Annotated in this window: 1 pseudogene; it reads left to right on the top strand. The window is 46.7% G+C overall.

The window, feature by feature from the left end:
• Nucleotides 1-208, top strand: a pseudogene (locus FS736_RS23645) (N-acetyldiaminopimelate deacetylase); the annotation flags it as partial.
• Nucleotides 209-291: the final 83 nt, after the last annotated feature.

The following is a 291-nucleotide window of genomic DNA, read 5'->3' as shown; positions in this document are numbered from 1 at the left end:
GAAAGGAGATCTGATGATTGCGTTGGAGACTGGGCCTGAATATGCAGTGGGAAGAATTGGAAGAAGGGAAGGGGTGTTGTTTGGGAATAGATGTGAGTTGTTGATTGAGGTTGAGGGGAAAGGGGGAGATGGTGGATATGGTGATCAAAGGAATGATATGGTTGTGGGTGGATGTGGACTTGTGAAGCAGGTTGAGTGGGTTGTGTGAAGAAATGTGGATGGACTTGATAGTGGGGTGGTAACAATAGGAAAAATGAGGGGTCGGACGGTTCAAAAGATCACTGGTGAAAC

The organism is Cytobacillus oceanisediminis 2691, from assembly GCF_007678455.1.
Classification (GTDB): domain Bacteria; phylum Bacillota; class Bacilli; order Bacillales; family Cytobacillaceae; genus Mesobacillus; species Mesobacillus oceanisediminis_A.
The sequence above is the reverse complement of the archived record's forward strand: the minus strand, read 5'-3'. Positions and strand labels throughout refer to the sequence as shown.